Here is a 22646-nt window from a genome sequence, read left to right as displayed (position 1 = left end):
CAGCAGGTGTTCGGCGCGGTGCAGCGCCTCGACGGCGCGAAGCAGGACGCGTTGCGCACGGGCCAGGTCGTGTCCCGTTCGATCACCGACCTGCAGCTCGTGCAGGGCCTGCTGATGATGGTCCCGCTCTCGGTCGGCACGGTCGTGTTCGCGATCGCCGCGCTCGCCGCGATGCTGTGGCTCTCACCGCTGCTGACCTTGATCGCGTTCGTGGTCACGCCGATCGTGGCCTACGTCGCCGTGCGCAGCAGGCGCGTGCTGTTCCCGGCCTCGTGGTCGGCCCAGCAGCGCGCCGCCGACCTCGCCCAGCACGTCGAGGAGACCGTCACCGGCGTGCGCGTCGTGAAGGGGTTCGGCCAGGAGTCACGCGAGACCGGGCGGCTCGACCGCGCCGCGCGCCGGCTGTTCGGCGAGCGCATGCGCACGGCCCGGCTCACCGCCCGCCCGGCCGCCACGCTCGTCGCCATGCCGGGCGCCGGGCAGGTCGCGGTGCTCGCGCTCGGCGGCTTCATGGCGATGAACGGCCAGGTCACGCTGGGCACGTTCCTCGCGTTCGCCAGCTACGTGGCCAACCTGGTCGGCCCCACCCGGCTGCTGGCCGGCCTGCTGGTCAACGTCCAGCTCGCCAGGGCGGGCGTGGAGCGGGTGTACGAGCTGATCGACTCGAACCCCACGGTCACCGACGCGCCCGACGCGGTCCACGTGCCGGCCGGCCCGGTCGAGGTCCGGCTCGACGACGTCCGGTTCGGGTACACGCGCAGCGAGCCGGTGCTCGACGGGATCTCGCTCGCCGTCCGCCCGGGCGAGACGCTGGCGCTGGTCGGCCCGGCCGGCTCGGGGAAGTCGACGGTGTCGCTGCTCCTACCCCGGTTCTACGACGTGCACGAGGGCGCGATCACGGTGGCCGGGGTGGACATCCGCGAGCTCCGGCTGGCGTCGCTGCGCCGCACGGTCGGGGTGGTGTTCGAGGAAGCGTTCCTGTTCTCCGACACGGTGCGGGCCAACATCGCCTACGGCCGCCCGGACGCGACCGGCGAGGAGGTGCGGGCGGCGGCCCGGGCCGCGCAGGCGGACGGGTTCATCGCGGCGCTGCCGGAGGGCTACGACACGGTCGTCGGCGAGCGCGGGCTGACGTTGTCGGGTGGCCAGCGCCAGCGCGTCGCGCTCGCCCGGGCGCTGCTGTCGGACCCGCGGGTGCTGGTGCTCGACGACGCGACGTCCGCCGTGGACACCGCCACCGAGGCCGCCATCCACGACACGCTGCGAGCCGTCACCCGCGACCGCACGACGCTGCTGATCGCGCACCGGCGGTCGACGCTCGCGCTGGCCGACCGGATCGCGGTGCTGGATCGCGGGCACGTGGTCGACATCGGCACGCACGAGGAGCTGACCGAGCGCTGCGAGCTGTACCGGGCGCTGCTGGCCGGCCCGGGCGAGGCGATCGAGGACCCGACCGCGCACGCGGCCGCGGACCTGGCGCCGGGGGCCGAGGGCTGGACGCCCGCGCTGTGGCCGGACGAGGCGCCGGAGGCCCAGACCGTGGGGAAGCCGACGGTCACGATCGGCGCCCCGCGTGGCGGCGGCAGCGGTCCCGGTGGCGGTATCGGCGGGCGGGCGGCCGGTGGCATGGCCGGCGCGCTGACCGGGGTGCCGCCGACGCCGGAGCTGCTCGACCGGGTGGCGGCGCTGCCACCGGCCACGGAGCGGCCGCAGCTCGACGGCGAGGACCCGACCGCGCCCGACCCGGGCTTCCGGCTGCGCCGGCTGCTGCGGCCGGTGCGGTGGATGCTCGTGCTGGTCGCGTCGCTGGTGATCCTGGACGCGGTGCTGGCGATGGCACAGCCCTCGCTGGTCCGCGCGGGCGTGGACAAGGGCGTGCTCACGGGCAACGCCACCGCGTTGTGGGTGGTCACGGGGATCGCGGCGGTGCTGGTCGTGCTCCTGTTCGCGGAGACCGCGCTCACGACGGTGCTGACCACGCGGGTCGGCGAGCGGCTGCTGTACCTGCTGCGGGTGCGTAGCTATGCCCACCTGCAGCGGCTCGGGCTGGACTACTTCGAGCGCGAGATGGCCGGACGGATCATGACCCGGATGACCACGGACGTCGACGCGCTGTCCACGTTCCTGCAGACGGGCCTGGTGAGCGCGCTGGCAAGCCTGCTGACCATCGTCACGATCACCGTGGCGCTGCTGGTCACCGACCTCGGCCTGGCCATGGTCGCGCTCGCGGTGCTGCCTGCCCTGCTCGTCGCGACGATCATCTTCCAGCGACTGTCCACCGTGGCGTACACGCAGGCGCGCGAGCAGGTCAGCGCGGTCAACGCGGACATGCAGGAGAACGTGTCCGGGCTGCGGATCGCGCAGGCGTTCACCCGCGAGGAGTACTCGGCCCGGGAGTTCGCCGAGCGCAGCGACACCTACCGGCGCACGCGGCTGCGCGCCCAGCGGTACGTGGCGACGTACTTCCCGTTCGTGGCGCTGCTGGCGGGCATCGCGCAGGCGGCGGTACTGGCGGTCGGCGCGGTCCGGGTGGCGGACGGCTCGCTGACGCCGGGCGTGCTGCTCGCGTTCATGCTCTACCTGAACCTGTTCTTCGCGCCGGTGCAGCAGCTGTCCGGCGTGTTCGACGGCTACCAGCAGGCACGGGTGGGCCTGCACCGGATCGCGGACCTCCTCCGCACGCCGACGTCGATCGAGCCGCCGGCCGACCCGCGGCCGGTCCCCCCGAAGCTGTCCGGTTCGGTGGAGCTGGTCGACGTGACGTTCCGGTACCCCGGCACCGACCGACCCGCGCTGGATGACATCACGCTGCGGGTGTCGCCGGGCGAGACGGTGGCCCTGGTGGGCCCGACCGGCGCCGGCAAGTCGACCGTGGTCAAGCTGATCGCCCGCTTCTACGACCCCACCTCGGGCGCGGTCCGGGTGGACGGCGTGGACCTCCGTGAGTACGACCCGTCCGCGTACCGCCAGCGGCTCGGTGTCGTGCCACAGGAGGCCCACCTGTTCACGGGGGACGTGGCGAGCAACGTGGCATACGGCCACCACAACGGCCGCGCGAACGGCGCCACACCGGACGGCGACGCGAGCCGCGCGGAGGTGGAGTCGGCCGTCCGGTCGGTGGGGGCCATCCCGATGGTGGCCGACCTGCAGGACGGCTTCCGCCACCAGGTGGGCGAGCGCGGCCAGGGCCTGTCGGCCGGCCAGCGGCAGCTGGTCGCCCTGGCGAGGGCCGAGCTTGTGCATCCGGACGTCCTGCTGCTGGACGAGGCCACCGCGGCCCTGGACCCCGCGACGGAGGCCGTGGTCCTCGCCGCAAGCGAACGCCTGTCCCGCCCGCGCACCACCTTCGTCGTGGCACACCGCCTGGCCACCGCCGCCCGGGCCGACCGCATCGTGGTCCTCGACGGCGGCCGCATCGTGGAGGAGGGCACCCACGAGGAGCTCCTGGCAGCGAACGGCCACTACGCGGCCTTATGGCAGCACGGCACCACCGAGATCCCGGTGTCGGAAGCGGGCTCGGTCCCGGCAGCCAACTGACAGCGGGCCGCGGCGGCGGTCGCCCCACACAGCGGCAACCGGCGCCGCTCGGGCGAGCGTGGCCCGCGGTGAGCCGGAGCGAGCCGTCGAGCCCTCGCACCACGCCGGCCACGCGCGAGTGGACAGACAACGGCATCCGTCTCCACACCGCGGCACGCCGTCGGGAACGGATGCTTCCACCTTGTAAACCATTACTCGTCCGCCCGCGTGGTCTGGACCGGGGGCGGGTACGGTCTATGGCGGTGCGTGGTCCTGGCCAATGGTCATCGGGGGCGGTTCTCAGGATGGTGTCGATCAGCCCTGTGACCTGGCACGCCACCAGGTTGAGTCGGACACACCCGGCTCGACCGGAGGACTAGCCTGAACATGCAGCTTTCAGAAACAGATCGAGATAGATAGAGGCGAGTGCCTGCCGTGTCCAGCAGCAGCCCTGCGTCCCAGTTCGGCCCGAATGAGTGGCTCGTCGAGGAGATGTACGAGCAGTTCCTCGCCGACCCGTCGTCCGTCGACTCCGCGTGGCACGACTTCTTCGCGGACTACAAGCCCACACAGCGAGTCGCGACGCAGGCCCAGAGCAAGGCGAAGACGGACACCGTGGCGAAGCCCACAGCCAAGCCGCAGGGCACCACCAGCAAGGACACCTCCAACAACGGCCAGCCGTCCGCCAAGCAGGCCCCGGCGAAGCCGGCCACCCCGAAGCAGGAGGCCAACGCCGCACCGAGGACCCAGCCGGCCCAGCCGAGGACACCGGCGAAGTCCGAGACCGCGAAGACCGACGCGAGGCCGGCGGCCAAGCCGGAACCGAAGGCCGAGCCCGGGAAGAAGACCGACGAAGAGGTCAAGCCGCTGCGCGGCGCCGCGGCCGTGATCGCCAAGAACATGGACGCCTCGCTGACCATCCCGACGGCGACCAGCGTGCGGGCCGTGCCGGCGAAGCTGCTCTTCGACAACCGCATCGTGATCAACAACCACCTGCGCCGCACGCGCGGCGGCAAGGTGTCGTTCACTCACCTGATCGGGTACGCGATCATCCGGGCGCTCGCGGACTACCCGAACATGAACCGCTTCTACAACGAGGTCAACGGCAAGCCCGGAATCGGCACCCCGGAGCACGTCAACCTCGGCCTCGCGATCGACCTGCCCGGCAAGGACGGTCAGCGGAACCTCGTGGTCGCATCGATCAAGCACTGCGAGGGCATGTCGTTCACGCGCTTCTGGCAGGCCTACGAGGAGATGATCCGCAAGGCCCGCAACAACGCGCTGACCACCGACGACTTCGCCGGCACCACGATCTCGCTGACCAACCCCGGCACGATCGGCACCAACCACTCGATGCCGCGGTTCCCACCCGGCCAGGGCGCGATCATCGGCGTCGGCGCGATGGAGTACCCGGCCCAGTACCAGGGCACGAGCGAGAAGACCCTCACCGAGCTGGCCGTCAGCAAGATCATCACGCTGACCTCGACCTACGACCACCGCATCATCCAGGGTGCGGAGTCCGGCGAGTTCCTCCGCCGCGTGCACCAGCTGCTGCTCGGCGAGGACAACTTCTACGACGACATCTTCACCTCGCTCCGGCTGCCCTACGAGCCGGTCCGGTGGGTCGAGGACATCCCCGAGGGCGCGATCGACAAGACGACCCGCGTCATCGGCCTGATCGACACCTACCGCACCCGCGGTCACCTGATGGCCGACGTCGACCCGCTGAACTACCGCCAGCGCAAGCACGAGGACCTCGACATCCTGTCCCACGGCCTGACGCTGTGGGACCTGGACCGCGAGTTCCCGGTCGGCGGCTTCGCCGGCAAGGAGCGGATGAAGCTGCGCGACGTGCTCGGCGTGCTGCGCGACTCCTACTGCCGCACGGTCGGCGTCGAGTACACCTACATCCTCGACCCCTCCGAGCGCCGCTGGATCCAGGAGCGCGTCGAGGTCCGGCACGAGAAGCCGCCGCAGGCCGTGCAGAAGTACATCCTGTCCAAGCTCAACGCGGCCGAGGCGTTCGAGACGTTCCTGCAGACCAAGTACGTCGGCCAGAAGCGCTTCTCGCTCGAGGGCGGCGAGTCGGTGATCGCGCTGCTCGACACGGTCCTCGACAAGGCCGCGGAGTACGAGCTGGACGAGGTCGTCATCGGCATGCCGCACCGCGGCCGGCTGAACGTGCTGGCCAACATCGTCGGCAAGCCGATCTCGCAGATCTTCCAGGAGTTCGAGGGAAACCTCGACCCGGGCCAGGCGCACGGCTCCGGCGACGTGAAGTACCACCTCGGCGCCGAGGGCAAGTACTTCCGGATGTTCGGTGACGGCGAGACCAAGGTGACGCTGACCGCCAACCCGTCGCACCTGGAGACCGTCGACCCGGTGCTGGAGGGCATCGTCCGCGCCAAGCAGGACCTGCTCGACAAGGGCGGCACGGGCTTCTCCGTGCTGCCGGTGGCGATGCACGGCGACGCCGCGTTCGCCGGCCAGGGCGTGGTCGCCGAGACGCTGAACCTGGCGCTGCTGCGCGGGTACCGCACCGGCGGCACCGTGCACGTGATCGTCAACAACCAGGTCGGCTTCACGACCGCGCCGGAGCACTCGCGGTCGAGCCAGTACGCCACCGACGTGGCGAAGATGATCCAGGCGCCGGTGTTCCACGTGAACGGCGACGACCCGGAGGCGTGCTACTGGGTCGCCCAGCTGGCCATGGACTACCGCCAGGCGTTCAACAAGGACGTCGTGATCGACATGGTCTGCTACCGGCGGCGCGGGCACAACGAGGGCGACGACCCGTCGATGACCCAGCCCGCGATGTACGACATCATCGACGCCAAGCGCAGCGTCCGGAAGACCTACACCGAGGCTCTGATCGGCCGTGGCGACATCTCGGTCGACGAGGCCGAGAAGGCGCTGCGGGACTTCTCCAGCCAGCTCGAGCACGTCTTCAACGAGGTGCGCGAGCTGGAGAAGCACCCGGCCGCGCCGAGCCCGTCGGTCGAGTCCGAGCAGCAGGTCCCGGCGAAGCTGCCGACCTCCATCACCAACGAGGTCCTCCAGCGGATCGCCGACGTGCACATCGACCTGCCCAACGGGTTCTCCCCGCACCCGCGGGTCAAGCCGGTGCTCGAGCGCCGCGCGAAGATGGCCCGCGAGGGCAGCATCGACTGGGCGTTCGCGGAGCTGCTCGCGTTCGGCTCGCTGACTCTGGAGGGCCACCTCGTGCGGCTCTCCGGCCAGGACTCGCGGCGCGGCACGTTCGTCCAGCGCCACGCGGTGCTGATCGACCGCAAGACCGGCCGGGAGTACCTGCCGCTGCAGAACCTCGCGTCGGCACAGGGCCGCTTCATGGTCTACGACTCGGCGCTGTCCGAGTACGCGGCGGTGGGCTTCGAGTACGGCTACTCGGTGGCGAACCCGGACGCGCTGGTGCTGTGGGAGGCGCAGTTCGGCGACTTCGTGAACGGCGCGCAGTCGGTGATCGACGAGTACATCTCCTCCAGCGAGGCCAAGTGGGGCCAGCGCTCGGACGTCGTGATGCTGCTGCCGCACGGGCACGAGGGCCAGGGCCCCGACCACACGTCGGGCCGCATCGAGCGCTGGCTGCAGCTGTGCGCCGAGGGCTCGATGACCGTGGCGGTGCCGTCGACACCGGCGAACTACTTCCACCTGCTGCGCCGCCACGCGCTGGACGGCGTGGCCCGGCCGCTGGTCGTGTTCACGCCGAAGTCCATGCTGCGCAACAAGGCCGCGGTCAGCTCGGTCGCCGACTTCACCGAGGAGTCGCGCTTCAACTCGATCTTCGACGACCCGTCGATCACCGACCCGGCCGCGGTGCGCAAGGTGCTGCTCGTGTACGGCAAGCTCTACTACGAGCTGGCCGCCGAGCGGGAGAAACGGGGCCTGACGGACGTGGCGCTGGTGCGCGTCGAGCAGCTGTACCCCGTGCCCGTGAAGCGGCTGGGCGCGATCTTCGAGCGGTACTCGCACGTCACCGACATCCGCTGGGTCCAGGAGGAGCCGGCGAACCAGGGGGGGTGGCCGTTCTACGGCCTGCACCTCCCGGAACTGTTCGGTGAGCTCCCGCGCCTGACGCGCGTGTCGCGCCGGGTCATGTCGGCCCCGTCGGCCGGGTCGGGCAAGGTGCACGAGGTCGAGCAGCGGGAGATCATCGAGAAGGCGTTCGCCTGACCAGAAAGCGCACCCGATGTACTTCACCGACCGAGGCCTGGAGGAGCTCGCGGACCGGCGCGGCGACGAGGAAGTCACGCTGTCCTGGCTGGCCGCCAAGATGCGTGACTTCGTCGACGACAACCCGGAGTTCGAGACGGCCGTGGAGCGCCTGGCCACGTACCTGGCCCGCGACGACGAGGACGACTGACCCCGCGAGTCCAACGCCCAGCACGCCCGAGTCCAACGTTCGGAATGTTGGACTCGGACGACGGGAACGTTGGACTCGCGGGTCCGGAACGTTGGACTCGCGGGGTTACCAGGCGTAGGCCTCCGGGGCGGGCTTGGCGCCGTTGGGGCCGGGCGGCGGGAAGATCTCGTCGAGCTTGGTCAGGGTGTCCGCGTCGAGCCTGATCTCCAGTGCGCGCAGCGATCCTTCCAGCTGGGCGAGCGTGCGAGGGCCGACGATCGGCGCGGTGACGCCGTCCTGGTGCAGCAGCCACGCGATGCCGAGGTCGGCCGGGTCGACGCCGAGCTCCGCGGCGAACTTCTCGTACGACTCGATCGCGTCGCGGTGGCGCTCCATGCGCTTCGCCGAGCGCTCGTCGACGCCGCGCGACGCGCCGCCCTCGCGCTGCTTGCGCAGCACGCCGGCGAGCAGCCCGCTGTGCAGCGGCGACCACGGGATCACGCCGATGCCGTACTCCCGCGCGGCCGGCAGCACCTCCAGCTCGATCCAGCGCGTCAGCAGGTTGTAGATCGACTGCTCGCTGACCAGCCCGAGGAAGTGCCGCGCCCGCGCGGCCTCCTGCGCCTGCGCGAGGTGCCAGCCGGCGAAGTTCGACGAGCCGAAGTAGAGCACCTTGCCCTGCTGGCGCAGCACGGAGAACGCCTCCCAGATCTCGTCCCACGGCGTGCGCCGGTCGACATGGTGCATCTGGTAGAGGTCGATGTAGTCGGTCCGCAGGCGCTTGAGCGAGGCGTCCGCGGCGCGGCGGATGTTCAGCGCGGACAGGAACGTCTCGTTGGGCCAGTCGCCCATCGAGCCGTAGAGCTTGGTGGCCAACACGGTTCGTTCGCGTCGCCCGCCGCCCTGCGCGAACCACCGGCCGACGATGTTCTCGGTGACGCCTTCGCCCTTGCGCCAGCCGTATACGTTCGCGGTGTCGAAGAAGTTGATGCCGTGCTCGTGCGCCGCGTCCATGATCCCGAAACTGTCCTCTTCGGACGTCTCGGGCCCGAAGTTCATAGTGCCGAGCACCAGGCGGGACACGGACAGGCCGCTGCGGCCAAGATGCGTGTACTCCATGACTGCCAACCTACGCCCGGAGTAACTCCAGGATGGGATCGAGGAGAATGAACCGGATGTTCACCCACGAGCTCGTGACCGCCGTGTGCGCCCCGGCCGCGGTGCTGTCGGACCGCGACGGCCAGCTGCGCCCGCACGGCGCGCAGGGCTGGCTGGTGGCCGACGTGCGGCACCTGTCGGAGCTGACCGTGCTGGTCGACGGCGAGCCGGCCGACCCGGTCGGCCACTGGCCGTCCTCGGCCGACGAGCTGCGCTTCGTGGGTGCGGTCATCGGGCTCGGCGACACGACCGGTGACCCGACAGTCCGCCTGGAGCGCGACCGCCGGCTCTCGGCCGGCACGCTGACCGAGGCGACGGCGCTGGTCAACGACTCGCGCGTCGAGGTCACCGCGACCGTCGGCGTCCGGCTGGCGGCAGACCTCGCTCCGATCCTCGCGTTCCGCTACGGCGACGAGACCACGCTCGTCGCGCCTCGACCCGCCGCGGACGCCCTGGCCAGGTGGACCGCGGGCTCGTGCACGACGTCCGTGGCGGCCGACCGTACCCCGGACCGCACCGAGATCGCCGGTGACCACGTGCGGCTGGAGTGGGACCTGCGGGTGCCGCCACGCTCCCGCTCGAGCGTCATTCTGACCCTGACCGCGACGTCCGCCGCCGAGGACGCGGTCGTGCAGGCGCCGCGGACCCGCTCGCTGGGCACGCTGGTCGTGTCCAGCCGCGAGCCGGAGCTGGACCGCCTGGTGGCGACCGGCCTGTCCGACCTGGGCGCGCTGCTGCTCGCGGACCCGGCGGCGCCGGCCGACCGGTTCGCTGGCGCGGGCACGCCGTGGTACTTCACGCTGTTCGGCCGCGACTCGCTCTGGGCGGCGCGGTTCGCGTTGCCGCTGGGCACGGACCTGGCGCTGGGCACGCTGCGCACCCTCGCCCGCCGGCAGGGCACCCGCCACGACCCGGCCACGGCCGAGGCACCCGGCAAGATCCTGCACGAGATCCGCCAGCTGCCGGCGGGCATCGAGCGCGCGCCGGGCCTGCCGCCGTGCTACTACGGCACGATCGACGCGACGCCGCTGTGGATCAGCCTGCTGCACGACGCATGGCGCTGGGGCGCACCGAGTTCGGAGATCGAGGCGTTACTGCCGGCGATGCGCCGCGCGCTGGACTGGCTCCTGTCCCACAACGGCTTCCTGTCCTACGTGGACGAGTCGGGCACCGGTCTGGCCAACCAGGGCTGGAAGGACTCGGCGGACTCCATTCAGGACGGCACCGGCCGGATCGCCGCGCCCCCGATCGTGCTCAGCGAGGCCCAGGCCTACGCCCACCGCGCGGCGGTCGACGCGGCCGCCCTGTTGACGGCGTTCGACCATCCGGGCGCGGACGATGTCCGGTCGTGGGCCGAAGCACTGGCCGACCGGTTCCGGAAGTCGTTCTGGGTCAACAACTTCCCGGCCCTGGCGTTGGACGGTGCGGGTCGGCCGGTGGACACCGTCGCGTCCAACCTCGGCCACCTGCTGGGCACGGGCCTCCTGACACCGGCGGAGGAGTCGGCGGTGGCCGCCCGCCTGGCCGACCTCGACAGCGGCTACGGCCTGCGCACGATGGACGCCGGACATCCGTACTTCAACCCGATCGGCTACCACACGGGCTCGGTCTGGCCCCACGACACGGCGATCGCGGTGGACGGCCTGGTCCGCGCCGGCCACCCGTCGGTGGCCGCGTCCCTGTCGGCGGGCCTGGTCCGGGCCGGCACCCGCTTCGCGCACCGCCTTCCGGAGCTGTACGGCGGCTGGGCGGACGCCCTGCTCGACTACCCGGCGGCGTGCCGCCCGCAGGCGTGGTCGGCCGCGTCCGCGTTGGTGCTGGTGAGCGCGGCACTGGGGCTTTCGGCGGACGTCCCGGCGGGTCGCCTCGCGGTCGCCCCGTCGACGTCGTTCGCGGCGTGGTTCCCGATGCGGGTCAGCGGCCTGTCGGTGGCGGGCCACGAGCTCGCCGTGGACGTCGCCGCCGACGGCCGGCCGACCGTGCACACGAGCGCGCCACTGCGCGTCGACATACCCTGAAGACGGATCGAATGGAGGGCCGATGACCGAACCGACCGAGCCGGAGAAGGACGCGGAGGCGCAGACACAGCGGGACCCGGTGTTGTTCGGCGCGGATCCGTTCGCGCGGCAGCCCGGCGAGCCGCAGCCCGACGAGCGGCGCGACACCGAGCTGCCGCGGCCGCGCTGGCCGGTCGTCGTGGGGATCCTCGTCGTCGTGGTGGTCCTGGTCGGCGCGCTCGGGATCTGGGTGCTGTAGCGCCTTTTTGTTGAGCGGTAACGAAAAGCGCACCTTGCCGCGGGACTTCACCACTGGACGGGCAGCGTCGCCTGTGCGCATGATGGCAAGGATCGTTGAGCGAGGTGATGCGCATGGCCGGCAACCAGGACGCCAGGAACTCGAGGGAGTGGCCGGACAACGCCCAGCCGATCGTCGAGCCGGTGGACGAATACACCGCGACCAGCACCGGAGCCGCCATCGGGGGCAGCACCGGCGGCAGCCTCACAGGCGGGACGCCCGACGGCCTCGAGGACGAACGTCAGGTGCCCAAATGGCCGTACGTCGCGGGCGCCCTTCTCCTCCTCGCGATCCCGATCGTCGTGATCATCCTCCTGATAACGGTGTTCTAGCGCACCCGCTCGCCCGCGCGCCACACCGCCCACGTCAGCGGCACGCCCGGGCGGTACGCCAGGTGCGTCGCCGACGGCGCGTCCAGCACGTGCACGTCCGCCCGCGCGCCCGGCGCCAGCACGCCCACGTCCGTGCGCCGCAACGCCCGCGCCCCACCCAGCGTCGCGGCCCGGACGGCCTCCTCGACCGACAGACGCATCTGCAGCACCGCCGTCGTCACGCAGAACGCCATCGACGACGTGTACGACGAGCCGGGGTTGCAGTTCGACGCGAGCGCCACGGTCGCGCCCGCGTCGAGCAGCGCCCGGGCGTCCGGCAGCGGCTGGCGGGTCGACAGGTCACACGCGGGCAGCAGCGTGGCGACCGTGTCCGACGCGGCCAGAGCGTCCACATCGGACGGCGTGAGGTACGTGCAGTGGTCGACGCTCGCCGCGCCCAGCGAGACCGCGAGCCGCACGCCCGGACCGGGCCCGAGCTGGTTGCCGTGCACCCGCAGACCCAGGCCACGCGAAGCGGCCGCCGTCAGCACGTCACGCGACGCCGACTCGTCGAACGCGCCCTTCTCGCAGAACACGTCCGCCCACCGCACGTACGGTGCGACCGCGTCCAGCATCTCCCCGCGTACCAGGTCCACGTAGTCCGAAGTGGACACGCCAGCCGGCACGAGATGCGCGCCCAGGAACGTCACCTCGTCGGCGACGCCGGCGGCCAGGCGTGCGGAGCGCAGCTCGTCGGCGACCGTCAGCCCGTAGCCGGTCTTCGTCTCCAGGCAGGTGGTCCCCTGCGCGACCGCCTCGGCGACGTGCCGGCGCAGGCCCGCGGCCAGCTCGTCGTCGGACGCCGCCCGCGTCGCGTCGACCGTCACCTGGATGCCGCCCGCGCGGTACGGCTTGCCCGCCATCCGCGCGTTGAACTCCGCCGTGCGGTCCCCCGCGAACACGAGGTGCGTGTGGCTGTCGACCCAGCCCGGCAGCACCGCCCGGCCCTCGACGTCCACGCGCGTGTCGGCCGCGGGCGCGTCGGCGGCCGGCCCCGTCCAGGCGACTTCCGCACCGTCGAGGACGAGCGCCGCATCGGACAGCGGAGCGTCCACATTGGTCGTCAGCTCGCCGATGCCCGTGATGAGAACGCTCACGACGTCCCCTCGCGGGCTCGGTGACGCCGCTCGCGGTCGCCCTGTGTCGATGGTTCGCTCGCAAGCTCGCCCTGTGTTTGATGGTTCGCTCCGCAAGCTCCGCTCACAACCACAGCTCCTCGATCGCCGGTCGCGGGTCGTCCAGCAGCTCGTGCCGCCCGCTCGAGGCGACGATCCGTCCACTCGCGACGACCGTGCGCACGTCGGCGGCGGTCGCCGCGAGCACGGCCTGCGCCGGCAGGCTACCCGCCGTGCGCGGGCTGGCGAGGTCGATCGCCACGAGGTCCGCCGGCGCGCCCACCGCGATCCGGCCCGCCTCGGGCCAGCCCAGGCTGGCGTGGTTCGTCAGCGCCGCCACGAGCTCCGACGGCGCGAACCGCCCGCGCTCGCCGGTACGCAGCCGCTCCCCGTGCTCGAGTGCGCGTGCCTCCAGCAGCGGATCGATCACCGCGTGCTGGTCGCTGCCGAGCGACAGCGGCGAGCCGGCGTCGGCCAGCTCGCGCGCCGGCCCGATGCCGTCGGCCAGGTCGGCCTCGGTCGTCGGGCAGAAGCACGCGCCGGTGCCCGCGCCGCCGAGCAGCTCGATGTCCTTCGTGGACAGGTGGGTGGCGTGCACGGCCGTGGTGCGGACGGTCAGCGCGCCCGCCTCGTGCAGCAGCTCCGCCGGGCTGGCGCCGTACGCGGCCTGGCACGCCTCGTTCTCCGCGGGCTGCTCGGACAGGTGGACGTGCAGCGGCCGGTCCCCCGCGGCCGCCACGACGGCCGGCAGGTCGGTTCGGGGCACGGCGCGGACCGAGTGGATGGCCGCGCCCACGCGGGCGTGGGCCGCATCGCGCTGGGCGGAAATCCGGTCCGCCCACGCGTCGACCGTGCCGTCGGAGAAGCGCTCCTGCCCGGGAGCGAGCGGGGTGGAGATGCCGCCCGCCAGGTAGCACGTGTCGAGCAGCGTGATCCGGATGCCGGCGTCCGCGGCGGCCTGGCGCAGCGCCTCCCCCATCGCGTTCGGGTCGGCGTAGCGGCCGCCGCCCGCGGGATGGTGCACGTAGTGGAACTCGCCGACGCAGGTCACCCCCGCCGCGGCCATCTCCGCGTACACCACGCGGGCCAGCCGCAGGTAGCTGTCCGGGTCGAGGCGCGCGGCCAGCCGGTACATGGCCGTCCGCCACGTCCAGAAGGTGCCGCCGTCCGCGTGGGTCCGACCGCGCAGCGCGCGGTGGAACGCGTGCGAGTGGGCGTTGGCGAAGCCCGGCACGACGAGCCCGGCGAGCAACCGCACGCCGGGGGGTGGACTGTCGAGCACGGACACTTCGGTGAACACGTCGGACATCGCGACATACACGCCGCGCCGCACGCCGGCGGGCAGCCACGCGTACTCGCACCAGAACTCGGTCATCCCGCCAGCCGTTCCAGCACGGTGGCCAGCGCGACCACCCCGGCCGCGCAGTCGGCCGCCTCGGCGAACTCCGCCGGTGCGTGGCTGACCCCGGTCGGGTTGCGCACGAACAGCATCGCGGTCGGCACGTGCGCGGCGAGGATGCCCGCGTCGTGTCCGGCGCCGGTCGGCAGCGCCGGCGCACCGCCCAGCGCGTCCGCCGTGAAGTCGCGCAGCCCGGCGTCGAAGTGCACGGTGTCGCCGTACGACTCCTCGGTGACGGTCACCGAACAGCCCTCCTCGGCGGCCGCCGCCCGGGCCGCCGCCGTGATCTCGTCGACCACCGCGCGCGTGCCCGCAGCGTCCGCCGCCCGCGCGTCCAGCCAGACGTCCACGGTCGACGCGATGACGTTCGTGCCACCGGGGTTCGGCACCAGCCGGCCCACCGTGGCCCGCGAACCGTCCACCTGCGACGCGGCGCGTCGCGCGGCGAGCACCAGCGCGGACGCCGGCAGCATCGGGTCGCGCCGGTCGCCGAGCAGCGTGGCGCCGGCGTGGTTGCCCTCGCCGGTGAACGTGAACCGCCACCGGCCGTGCGCGAGGATCGAGCCGGCCACGCCGACCGGCGCGCCGAGGTCGACCAGCCCGCGCCCCTGCTCGACGTGCAGCTCGACGAAACGGCCGACCGTGGCCAGCGCGTCGTCGTCGCGGCCGAGGCGAGCCGGGTCGAGCCCGGCGGCGGACACCGCCTCGGCGAGCGTGACGCCGTCCGGGTCGGTGAGCCGGCGGGCGGCGTCCGGGTCGATGGCGCCGGTCAGCAGCCGCGAGCCGAGGCACGGCACGCCGAACCGGCCGCCCTCCTCCTCGGCGAACACGACCACGGCGACCGGCCGCACGGGCCGGAAACCCTTGGCGCGCAAAGCGTCCACGGCGGCCAGCGCGGCCGTCACGCCGAGCGGGCCGTCGAACGCGCCGCCGCCGGGCACCGAGTCGAGGTGGCTGCCGGTGACCACCGCGTCCGGCCCCGGCTCGCCCCACCACGCCCACATGTTGCCGTTGCGGTCCGTGCGCACCGCGAGGTCGCGGCTCAGCGCCTCGGCCGCGAACCACTCGCGCAGTTCCAGTTCGGCGCGGTCGAAGCCGTGCCGGGAGAAGCCGCCGCGCCGACGGTCCGCGCCGACGTCCGCGATGGCGGCGAGGAGGTCCGTCGCCGTGTCAGGCATGCGGCATCGGCACCCGGACGCCTCGCTCGGCGGCAACCTCGTCGGCGCGGTCGTAGCCGGCGTCGACGTGCCGGATGACGCCCATGCCCGGGTCGTTCGTCAGCACCCGCTCGATCTTCTGGGCGGCGAGCGGCGAGCCGTCGGCGACCGTGACCTGGCCGGCGTGGATGGAGCGGCCCATGCCGACGCCGCCGCCGTGGTGGATCGAGACCCAGCTGGCGCCGGACGCGGTGTTCACCATCGCGTTGAGCAGCGGCCAGTCGGCGATCGCGTCGGAGCCGTCGGCCATCGACTCGGTCTCCCGGTACGGCGAGGCGACCGACCCGCAGTCGAGGTGGTCCCGGCCGATCACGACCGGCGCGGACAGGTCGCCGGACGCGACCATCTCGTTGAAGCACTCGCCGGCCAGGTGCCGCTCGCCGTAGCCGAGCCAGCAGATGCGCGCCGGCAGGCCCTGGAAGGCGACGCGCTCGCCGGCCAGGCGGATCCAGCGTTCGAGGGACTCGTTCTCCGGGAACAGCTCGAGGATCGCCCGGTCGGTCGCGGCGATGTCGGCCGGGTCGCCGGAGAGCGCCGCCCACCGGAACGGGCCCTTGCCCTCGCAGAACATCGGCCGGATGTAGGCGGGCACGAAGCCCGGGAAGTCGAACGCCCGGTCGAAGCCGCCGAGCTTGGCCTCGCCGCGGATCGAGTTGCCGTAGTCGAACACCTCGGCGCCGCGGTCGAGGAAGCCGACCATCGCGCCGACGTGCTCGGCCATCGAGTCGCGGGCGCGGTCGGTGAACTCGTCGGGCTTCTTCGCGGCGTAGTCGTGCCAGTCGTCGAGGTCGACGCCCTTCGGCAGGTACGCGAGCGGGTCGTGCGCGGAGGTCTGGTCGGTGACGATGTCGATCTCCACGCCGCGGCGCAGCAGTTCGGGCACGACCTCGGCCGCGTTGCCGATGACCGCGACCGACAGCGGCCGGCCCTCCTTCCTGGCCGTCTCGACGCGGCGGATCGCGTCGTCCAGGTCGTCGGCGACCTCGTCGAGGTAGCGGGTCTCGACGCGGCGGTGTGCGCGGGCCGGATCGACCTCGACGCACAGGGCGACGCCCTCGTTCATCGTGATCGCAAGCGGTTGCGCGCCGCCCATGCCGCCGAGCCCGGCGGTCAGCGTCAGCGTCCCCTTGAGACTCCCGCCGAACCGTTTCCGGGCGACCGCGGCGAACGTCTCGTAGGTGCCCTGCAGGATGCCCTGGGTGCCGATGTAGATCCACGAGCCGGCGGTCATCTGGCCGTACATCGTGAGCCCCATGGCCTCCAGCCGGCGGAACTCGGGCCAGGTCGCCCAGTCGCCGACGAGGTTCGAGTTGGCGATCAGCACGCGGGGCGCCCACTCGTGCGTGCGCATGACGCCGACCGGCTTGCCGGACTGGACGAGCAGCGTCTCGTCCTCGCGCAGCGTGGTCAGCTCCCGGGTGATCGCCTCGAAGCTCGCCCAGTCGCGGGCGGCCTTGCCGGTGCCGCCGTAGACGACGAGGTCGTCGGGACGCTCGGCGACCTCGGGGTCGAGGTTGTTGTGGAACATGCGCAGCGCGGCCTCGGTCTGCCACGTACGCGCGGTCAGCTTGGCACCACGAGCAGCGCGAACGCGACGGGGCTTTCCCGCCTCCCCGGAATTAACCCTTGTGGTCACTGTGGCTCGTCCCTTCAGATCGGCACGTGCTTGTGGCTGGGTTGCTTCCCGTTCCCCTAAGGTGCGGTTGACGGCCACTTGCTTCGCGCAAGGTCATGGAAGTTCTCCTGAGCGGATCAGGGTTTCGGCGGCGTGGATCTCGGGGGCGAGGTGGCGGTCCGGGCCGGGCCCGGGCACCCGCTCGCGCAGTGTGGCGACGACGCGGCCGGTGGCCGGGGCCGGGGTGAGCGGCGCCCGCAGGTCCAGCGCGCGGGCGGCGGTGAGCAGCTCAATGGCGAGCACGGTGGTGAGCCCGTCGATGGCCGTGCGCAGCTTGCGGGCGGCGGACCAGCCCATGGAGACGTGGTCCTCCTGCATGGCCGAGCTCGGGATCGAGTCGACGCTCGCGGGCACGGCGAGGCGCTTGAGCTCGGAGACGATCGCGGCCTGCGTGTACTGGGCGATCATGTGGCCCGAGTCGACGCCGGGGTCGTCGGCGAGGAACGGGGGCAGGCCGTGGCTGCGGGTGGCGTCGAGCATCCGGTCGGTCCGGCGCTCGGCCATGCTGGCGACGTCCGCGACCGGGATGGCGAGGAAGTCGAGCGGGTAGGCGATCGGCGCGCCGTGGAAGTTGCCGTTGGACTCGACCCGGCCGTCCGGCAGCACGACAGGGTTGTCGATGGCCGCGGCGAGCTCGCGGTCGGCGACGGTCTCCACATAGGACACCGTGTCGCGGGCGGCGCCGTGCACCTGCGGCGCGCAGCGCAGCGAGTAGGCGTCCTGGACGCGGTTGCAGTCCGGCCCGCGGTGGCTCTCGACGACGGCCGAGCCCCTGAGCAGCTCGGTCATCCGCCTCGCGCTCGTCGCCTGGCCGGGGTGCGGGCGCAGGCGCTGCAGGTCGTCGCTGAAGACGCGGTCGGTGCCGAGCAGCGCCTCGACGCTCATGGCGGCGGTGAGGTCGGCGACGTCGAGCAGCTTGGTGAGGTCGGCGAGGGCCATGACGAGCATGCCGAGCATGCCGTCGGTGCCGTTGATGAGCGCGAGGCCCTCCTTCTCGGCCAGCTGGAGCGGCTCGATCCCGCTGTCGCGCAAGGCTTCCCGCGCTCGTGCGGGCGCGCCGTGCACGGTGACCTCGCCCTCGCCCATGAGCGCGAGCGCCACGGCGGACAGCGGCGCGAGGTCGCCGGAGCAGCCGAGCGAGCCGTACTCGTGCACGACCGGGACGATGCCGGCGTTGAGCAGCTTCGCCATCGTCTCCACTGTGGACTGACGGACGCCGGTGCGGCCGGTGGCGAGCGTGCGCAGCCGCAGCAGCATGAGCGCGCGCACCACCTCGGGTTCCACGGGCCGTCCCGCACCCGCGGCGTGCGAGCGGATCAGCGAGCGCTGCAGGGCTGCGCGCCGGCCGGGCGGGATGTGGCGGGTGGCGAGCGCGCCGAAGCCGGTGGAGACGCCGTAGGTGGGGGTCTCGGCGCCGGCCAGCTGCTCGATGTGGGCGCGGGACTTGGCGACCGCGTCGAGCGCCGCCGCGCCGACCGTGACGGTAGCCCCGCCCCGGGCGACCGCGACCACGTCCGCACGGGTCAGCGGCCCGCCGTCGATCTCGACCTGGTGCATGCGTTCATCCCAGCCTCTTTGCCGCGCGCGCACGACCCGGGATGGCGGTTCTTGGTCTGGTATTCCAGACTGATACACGTGGGAGCCAGTTCCGACGTGCCGGCACTGCGCCGCGGCCTGGCGGTGCTGCGCCTGCTGGCGACGAAGGCCGGCCCGGTCACGGCGGGCGCGGTCGCCCGCGAGCTGTCGCTGCCGCGGTCGACGACGTACCACCTGCTGGCGGAGCTCGCGGCGGCCGGTTTCGTCACGCACCTGCCGGAGGAGCGGCGGTACGGGCTGGGGCTGGCGTCCTTCGAGCTGGGTTCGGCGTACCTGCGGCACGACCCGCTGGAGCGGCTGGCCCGGCCGGTGCTGCGCGCGCTGATCACGCGGACCGGGCACACCGCGCACCTGGGCATCCTGCACGGCAGTGAGACGCTGTACCTGCTGCGCGAGCAGCCGCCACACCCGCACGCGACGGTCGTCACCGACGTCGGCGTCCGGTTGCCGGCGCAGCTACCGGCCTCGGGCCGGGCGATGCTGGCGCTGCTGCCGGCGGCGCAGGTGCGGGCCCTGTTCCCCGGGCGTTTCGTCAACCGCACGGGCCGGGGCCCCCGGCACCTGCCCGACCTGCGCCGGCTGCTCGCCTCCGGACGGCGCCGAGGCTGGTCGGTCGAGGACGGCTACGTGACGGCGGGATTCGCCTCGGTGGCGGTTGCCGTGCTCGATCACGGAGGCCGGCCGGTGGCGGCGATCAGCACGACGTTCCGGCACTCCTGCGCGGACGAGTGCGGGGAGACCTGGCCGTCGCTGGCGGCGCAGACCCGGCGGGCGGCCGAGGAGCTGACGTCCCGCATCGGCGGCAGCCCCGGGTGATCGCGCGGCCCGGCATCTCGCTTCGAAATGACCGCACGGGGTGGACGGGTCGAACTCGTCGGACCCCGGGCCAGGGGAGCCAGTTCGGCTCGGCCGGCCGCCAACAACGTGCACCGGAGTCCGCGCGGCGCCGTTCGGGTCGACGATCCGTGCGGTGGCCGGGCGTGGATGTCCGGCCGGCAGTCGCCGCAGCGCGGCCGGATCGCCGGTCCGAATGGCATGCACGGCCACGCGCTCGTTTACCCCGTCTTCTTGCCCACACCAACCCAGATGGCCGCGTGACTCGGTGAGTCGAACGTGATGGGCCGTGCGTTCGGACCTGTCTCCTCGGGATGCCATTCCGGCGTCCAGACGGTGCCCGGCGGCAGGATCTCAAAGCCGCCGAACAGGGCATCGATCTCGGCACGAGGTCGCCAGATCACGTTGCTGCTGCTCGACGTGTCATACATACGTTTCAGCTCGACGAGCTTGGGCCCGAGTTCGTCAGGAACGCCCTCGTCCGTGATATGAGAAATGGCGAGGAAAGAGCCGGGCGGCAGGAGCTCGCGGTATCGCCCGACGGCCTGCGCGCCCATGTCCTGCCCGTCGGGCCCCGGCTGGTGGACATGAAGCACGGCGATGAGCAGGAGCGCGACGGGTTCCCCGGGATCCAGGACTCCGGTCGCGATCGCCTTTTGCCATAGCTCGTCCGGAGCTCGGAGATCACCCTCGATCACCGCATGGAGACGCGGATCGCCTTGTTCGTCCAGCAGCATCTTCCCGTGCGCGACCGCCATCGGATCGTTGTCGACGTAGACGACTCGGGTATCGGCGGCTGTTTCGGCGGCCACCTGATGGGTGTTCCCGGCGGTCGGCACGCCCGCGCCGATGTCGAGGAACTGGCGGACGCCGAGCTTTGTCAGGTGGCGGACGACCCGGTTGAGGAAAAGCCGGTTGGCGAGCGCAATGCTTTTCAGCAGCGGAAACTGCTCGAGGACGCGATTCCCGAACTCACGATCGATCGGCCAGTTGGCCGTGCCGTCGAGATAGTAGTCATAGACCCGTGCGACGCTCGGGCGCGTGGTGTCGACACCCGCGGGCGGAGTTCGTTCAGGCTTGGACTCGGACACGGGAATGAATCCCCCATTTCATGTCGCCGGGCGCGTGGTTTCGCATGCTATCCAACTGAACACGGGTAGCCGCCGAGCCTGCCGGCGCGCGCGGCGCCGTGTGCGAGCGCGGGCTCGGCCGCGCGTCCAGTGGGTCGCCGACGTGGCGAAAAGACAGCGGTCCCCCGCCCGCCGAGCGGCGCGCGGGGGACCGATCGAGCGGAACTACTTGGCCAGGCCGGCCTCGTCCAGCCACTCCTTCGCCACGTCCGCGTAGTCCGGCTTGTCCGGGGCGTTCAGGCGCGCGTTCAACTCCAGCAGGGACTTCGTGTCAAGCTTGGCCGAGATCGCGTTCAGGGCCTCCTTCACCGTGTCGCTCGCCTTGTCCTTCGCCACCAGTGGAACGACGTTCTGCGCGGCGAAGTTGTTCTTCGGGTCCTCGAGCACCACCAGGTCGTTCGCCTCGATGGCGGCGTCCGTGGTGAAGATGTCGGCCGCCTGCACGGTGCCGTCGAGCAGGGCCTTCGTCGTGATTGCGCCCGGCTCGAGCGAGCTGAAGCCCTTGAACGTGCAGTCGTACTTCTCCTTCAGGCCCGGAATGCCGTCCGGCCGCGTCTTGAACTCAGGCGCACCACCGAAGGTCGACTCCGCGCAGTGCGGCACCAGGTCGTCGATCGACTTGAGGCTCCACTTGTCCGCGGTCTCCTTGGTGACGACGACCGCGTCCTTGTCCTCGGCCTCGGCCTTGTCCAGCACGATGAGGTTGTCCGGCAGCGCCTTCTGCAGTGCCGAGTAGACCTCGTCCGGCGCGGTTTCCTTCGCCTCCTTGTCGATGAACTGCAGCAGCACGCCGGTGTACTCCGGGATCAGGTCGATCGACCCGTCCTTGAGGCCGTCGAAGTACTTCTCGCGGCTACCCAGGTCGAACTGCCGGTCGACCTTCACGCCCTTGGCCTCCAGGGCCTGGGAGTAGATCTCCGCGAGCAGCTGGCTCTCCGGGAAGTTCGCCGAGCCGACGGTGAGCGTCTCGTTCGAGCCGCCACCGCTGTCACCACTGTCCTCCGACAGGGGGTCGGAGTTGCCACAAGCCGTGAGTGCCAGCGCCGCCGCCACGGCGGTCGCCACACCGGCGAGTACGCGCTTCATGCCAAAGTCTCCTCGGTTGATGTTCCTAACTGACCAAATCCGGTGTCGGCCGCCGCCAGATGCGTGCGGTGCGCTTGCGGGTCGCCGCGTTGCGCAGGCCCGGCGACACGGCCATCCGCTGGACCAGCTCCAGCACGCCCTCCACGACCAGCGCCAGCACCGCGATCATGATGGCGCCCGCGGCCATCTGCGGGTAGCCGTCCGGCGAGCCGGCGCCCGAGTTGTTGCCGTCGATCACGAACCGGCCGAGCCCGCCCAGCGACACGTACGCGGCGATCGTCGCGGTCGCGATCACCTGCAGGGTCGCCCCGCGGATGCCGCCCAGGATAAGCGGAAGCGCGTTGGGCAGCTCGACCCTCCAGAGCACATGGGACTCCCGCATCCCCATCCCACGCGCGGCGTCCACAACGGACGGATCGACGTTGCGTACGCCGGCGTACGTGCCGGCGAGCACCGGCGGGATCGCGAGGATCACGAGCGAGATGACCACCGGCAGCAGGCCCACATACGTGAGCAGCACGAGCAGGGTCAAAAGGCCCAGCTCGGGCAGCGCACGCAGCCAGTTGGTCATGCCGGCCACCAGGAACGTGCCCTTCCCGGTGTGCCCGACGAACGCGCCGATGGGGATCGCGATGATCGCGGCGATCACCACGGTCAGCAGCGTGTACCAGAGGTGCTCGACTATCCGCGTCGGAAAGCCCTCCGGGCCGCTCCAGTGCGCCGGGTCGAACAACCACGACAAAGCGGAGTTCACGACTGTCCCGCCTCCCCGCGCTTCGTACGTTTGGTCGCGTCCTTATGCACCACGCCGTTGATCACGTACCTGTGGCCGGCTGCCGTCACGTTCCCCCGAGGTGCGGTCACGTAGCCCGCAACCTGATTCGACCTCGCGGT

The 22646-nt window shown here is 71.9% G+C and carries 16 protein-coding genes; 7 read left to right on the top strand and 9 right to left on the bottom strand.

Translation table 11 applies throughout. The features are described from left to right. The 3 genes from VH969_RS15500 to VH969_RS15490 form a co-directional block, all read left to right on the top strand. Window positions 1-3537 (top strand): ABC transporter ATP-binding protein (locus VH969_RS15500; RefSeq protein WP_331974633.1); only part of this gene is annotated, 3537 nt, incomplete at its 5' end. A gap of 414 nt (window positions 3538-3951) precedes the next feature. Next, entirely contained in the window at window positions 3952-7707 is a 3756-nt protein-coding gene (locus tag VH969_RS15495; RefSeq protein WP_331974630.1) for a multifunctional oxoglutarate decarboxylase/oxoglutarate dehydrogenase thiamine pyrophosphate-binding subunit/dihydrolipoyllysine-residue succinyltransferase subunit, read from the top strand. Window positions 7708-7723: 16 nt separating this feature from the next. Beyond that, a complete protein-coding gene (locus VH969_RS15490) occupies window positions 7724-7897 on the top strand; it encodes a DUF6104 family protein (RefSeq protein WP_331974628.1) in 174 nt (57 codons plus the stop codon). Between the two features lie 105 nt (window positions 7898-8002). Here VH969_RS15490 and VH969_RS15485 read toward each other — a convergent pair whose 3' ends face one another. Next, a complete protein-coding gene (locus VH969_RS15485) occupies window positions 8003-8995 on the bottom strand; it encodes an aldo/keto reductase (protein WP_331974626.1) in 993 nt (330 codons plus the stop codon). Window positions 8996-9051: 56 nt separating this feature from the next. Between VH969_RS15485 and VH969_RS15480 the strand changes: the two genes are divergently transcribed. From VH969_RS15480 to VH969_RS15470, 3 genes are all read left to right on the top strand, one after another. Beyond that, window positions 9052-11052, top strand: coding sequence for a glycogen debranching N-terminal domain-containing protein (locus VH969_RS15480; protein WP_331974624.1), 2001 nt, complete (start codon window positions 9052-9054; stop codon window positions 11050-11052). 22 nt (window positions 11053-11074) lie between these two features. Further along, window positions 11075-11290, top strand: coding sequence for a hypothetical protein (locus VH969_RS15475; protein WP_331974622.1), 216 nt, complete (start codon window positions 11075-11077; stop codon window positions 11288-11290). A gap of 95 nt (window positions 11291-11385) precedes the next feature. Further along, window positions 11386-11661, top strand: coding sequence for a hypothetical protein (locus tag VH969_RS15470; RefSeq protein WP_331974620.1), 276 nt, complete (start codon window positions 11386-11388; stop codon window positions 11659-11661). Here the strand turns inward: VH969_RS15470 and hutI are convergent. The 5 genes from hutI to hutH form a co-directional block, all read right to left on the bottom strand. Further along, complete coding sequence (gene hutI / locus VH969_RS15465; RefSeq protein WP_331974618.1) at window positions 11658-12797, bottom strand: imidazolonepropionase; 1140 nt, start codon at window positions 12795-12797, stop codon at window positions 11658-11660. The genes VH969_RS15470 and hutI overlap by 4 nt on opposite strands. A gap of 103 nt (window positions 12798-12900) precedes the next feature. Further along, window positions 12901-14190 (bottom strand): formimidoylglutamate deiminase, encoded by a 1290-nt coding sequence (locus tag VH969_RS15460; RefSeq protein WP_331974616.1) that lies wholly within the window; start codon window positions 14188-14190, stop codon window positions 12901-12903. Beyond that, window positions 14187-15392: an allantoate amidohydrolase gene (locus VH969_RS15455; protein WP_331974614.1), complete on the bottom strand. Its 1206-nt coding sequence runs from the start codon at window positions 15390-15392 to the stop codon at window positions 14187-14189. Before VH969_RS15455 ends, VH969_RS15460 begins: the two co-directional genes overlap by 4 nt. Continuing rightward, a complete protein-coding gene (gene hutU, locus VH969_RS15450; RefSeq protein WP_331974612.1) occupies window positions 15385-17067 on the bottom strand; it encodes a urocanate hydratase in 1683 nt (560 codons plus the stop codon). The genes VH969_RS15455 and hutU overlap by 8 nt, the downstream gene beginning before the upstream one ends. Window positions 17068-17160: 93 nt before the next feature. Beyond that, window positions 17161-18663: a histidine ammonia-lyase gene (hutH, locus tag VH969_RS15445; protein WP_331974610.1), complete on the bottom strand. Its 1503-nt coding sequence runs from the start codon at window positions 18661-18663 to the stop codon at window positions 17161-17163. Window positions 18664-18741: 78 nt separating this feature from the next. Between hutH and VH969_RS15440 the strand changes: the two genes are divergently transcribed. Further along, window positions 18742-19518, top strand: coding sequence for an IclR family transcriptional regulator (locus VH969_RS15440; protein ID WP_331974608.1), 777 nt, complete (start codon window positions 18742-18744; stop codon window positions 19516-19518). Window positions 19519-19757: 239 nt separating this feature from the next. Here the strand turns inward: VH969_RS15440 and VH969_RS15435 are convergent, their stop codons facing one another. From VH969_RS15435 to VH969_RS15425, 3 genes are all read right to left on the bottom strand, one after another. Next, complete coding sequence (locus VH969_RS15435) at window positions 19758-20627, bottom strand: SAM-dependent methyltransferase (protein ID WP_331974606.1); 870 nt, start codon at window positions 20625-20627, stop codon at window positions 19758-19760. Window positions 20628-20831: 204 nt separating this feature from the next. Then, window positions 20832-21752 (bottom strand): ABC transporter substrate-binding protein, encoded by a 921-nt coding sequence (locus tag VH969_RS15430; RefSeq protein WP_331974604.1) that lies wholly within the window; start codon window positions 21750-21752, stop codon window positions 20832-20834. Window positions 21753-21777: 25 nt separating this feature from the next. After that, window positions 21778-22506: an ABC transporter permease gene (locus tag VH969_RS15425; protein ID WP_331974602.1), complete on the bottom strand. Its 729-nt coding sequence runs from the start codon at window positions 22504-22506 to the stop codon at window positions 21778-21780. Between the last annotated feature and the right edge of the window lie 140 nt (window positions 22507-22646).

This window comes from Actinophytocola sp. (assembly GCF_036555685.1).
Classification (GTDB): Bacteria; Actinomycetota; Actinomycetes; order Mycobacteriales; family Pseudonocardiaceae; genus Actinophytocola.
The sequence above is the reverse complement of the archived record's forward strand: the minus strand, read 5'-3'. Positions and strand labels throughout refer to the sequence as shown.